General features: G+C 33.3%; 1 protein-coding gene. It reads right to left on the bottom strand.

Annotation, left to right across the window (positions count from 1 at the left end):
• Window positions 1-379: 379 nt before the first annotated feature.
• On the bottom strand, window positions 380-2,335 hold the full coding sequence (gene ligA, locus JR053_RS05280; protein WP_010402082.1) for an NAD-dependent DNA ligase LigA: 1,956 nt from the start codon (window positions 2,333-2,335) through the stop codon (window positions 380-382).
• Between the last annotated feature and the right edge of the window lie 290 nt (window positions 2,336-2,625).

Below are 2,625 nucleotides of genomic sequence, written 5' to 3'. Positions count from 1 at the left end.
CTGTCAGTTAATTCATGCCTGTCAGATCAAGTCTAAACTATTACACCATGGATAATTGATGGCTACTGCAACAGCGAGATTTGATGGGGAGTGTTAAATAAACCATACGCGTCAAGTTAAGGAAAAGTGGTATAAGGAAGAAAGGAAACGAAAAAAAACTATTTTATATATTAAGTAATAAAGTTATTAATTTATAGATTCTTCTGAAAAAATTATCTTCTTCTAGATAAGAACTCCCTAAAAAAATAAATGTAACAAATAAAATGCCCATCTCAAATGTTGCTATATTTCACGATATTTCCTTAACTTGACGCGTATGGTTTATTTAACACTCCCATTCTTCTATCAGTTAATTCATTCCCGTCAGATTAAGTTGTGTTTAGCACAATTTGTTCCACTGTTCTTCATCTAAAATTTCCACACCCAATTCCATTGCTTTTTTATATTTTGAACCTGGATCTTCTCCTGCAATTAAATAGTCAGTTTTAGTAGAAAGGCTTGAACTGATCTTTGCCCCTAAAACTTTAGCTCTTACTTTTGCCTCCCCTCTGCTCATAGCACGTAGCTTACCAGTAAACACTATAATTTTGTTATTCAAAAAAGAATCGCTAGAGTTGGAGCTCACGGGAAGAATTTGCAGATATGCAGTAAGATCATTTAACATTTTAATGTTACGTTCCTGAGAAAAAAACGATTTTAAAGATTCAGCTACTTTTTCTCCTATACCATCTATACCTACCAACTCAACATCATTTGATGACATCGAATTATACCAGTTATCATAAGATACATAATAATTTGCGAGCAATTCTGCTGCAACTTGGCCGATAAATCTGATACCCAAAGAAAATATGAACCTATCTAGAGAGATTACTCTTCTGCTTTGTATAGCACTTAATAGATTAGCTATTGACTTCTTGCCCCAACCATGATGCTCTTTTAAGGAAAACTCTTTTAATCTTTCCTCTAAAATAAAAATGTCTGGAATTTGTCTTATTAGTTCCAGGTCATAAAAAAACTTTATTTGTTTTTCACCAAGGCCAACAATGTCAAATGCATCTTTTGACACAAAATGTTTTAGTTTTTCTACTATTTGAGCCTTGCAATTAAATTCTTTAGGACATCTTACTGCAACTCCTTCAATCTGCACTTTACTACCACATTCAGGACATATGTCAGGAAACACAAATTCAGGCATATTTGCATGACGAGAACCTTCATCTACTTTGACAATTTGAGGAATTACATCTCCAGCTCTTTTAATTGTTACAACATCTCCTTCTCTTATGTCTTTACGTTTTATCTCATCTTGGTTATGTAGACTTGCTCTGCTAACTAGCACTCCGCCAATATTGACTGGTACCAAATCTGCAACTGGAGTTAAAAGCCCCGTTCTACCCACCTGTATAAATATTTTATTTAACTTTGTCTTTGCATAAACCGCAGAAAATTTATATGCAAGCGCTGAGCGTGGCGCTTTGTGTGTACTTCCCAGACGACTTTGTAGCACCAAATCATTCACTTTATAGACTATCCCATCGATATCATAATCCAAGTTATAACGATAATCATAGATCTCGTTATAGAACTTTAGCATTCCATTCAAACTACTTGTTAAGGAACGATGCTCATTTACGCAAAAACCAAGTTTCTCAAGTTTTTCTAGTACTTCACTTTGACTTTTCTCTATTCCACCAATTAAAGAATAAGAAAAATATCTAAGAGGCCTTTTTGCTGTAATGTTCGCATTCAATTGCTTTAAAGAACCAGCAGCTGCATTTCGAGGATTAGCGAATTCATTATTTTCATTTAACTTTAAAAAGTCGCTGTTACTGATATATATTTCACCCCTTACTTCTAGTCTTCCTTGCACATCTTGTAAAAACTTAGGAAAGCCTTTTATTGTTGCAACATTGTGAGTTACATCCTCTCCTACAAAACCGTCACCTCGAGTTGCAGCTTTAACAAATTTCCCATCTTCATAAATTGCAGAAAATGACAATCCATCAATTTTTGGCTCACATAATATCTCTATTTCATCTGCAATTAAAAATCTCTTTATTTTAGACAAAAATTTTTCTACACCTTGTTCATCATAAGCATTCTCAAGAGAAAGCATAGGTTCTTGATGTTCCACCTTAGAAAATCTCTCATCAGGCGGAGCACCAACACTATCTTGTGTTGCATAAGCTTCTGGCTCTATTGCAGCTAACTTTTTTTTCAGTTCATCATATTCAGCATCACTTATCTCTGGATTACTTTTTTGATAATATAAGATATTATGATAATTAATTTGATTTTGCAGTTTTTCTCTCATCTTTTCCAAGTCAGTCATGATACCAATATAATGCTCTTTGCCGTCAAGTCATGAATTTTTTCAAAAGGTACTATAAATTTATACTACTGCCCTGAAAAGCAATACTAATATTAATATAATTTTTGTACTTGTATATTAATGTTAGTATAGTTTTTAAATTAAGGAGTACATTATGAAAGAATACAATTACAAAAATTTGGCTGACGAATCAAACTTCGGCTCTCAAGTGTATCGTGCAGGAATGTTTGATAAAATTCTTGGTATAAGCTGTAATAGTTTAGACTTGATCTGACAAGCAAACAAAGTAA

Origin of the sequence: Wolbachia endosymbiont of Nasonia vitripennis, from assembly GCF_048054115.1 — a bacterium.
GTDB lineage: Bacteria > Pseudomonadota > Alphaproteobacteria > Rickettsiales > Anaplasmataceae > Wolbachia.
Note: the sequence above shows the minus strand (reverse complement) of the source record. Positions and strands in the feature narration are given on the sequence as shown.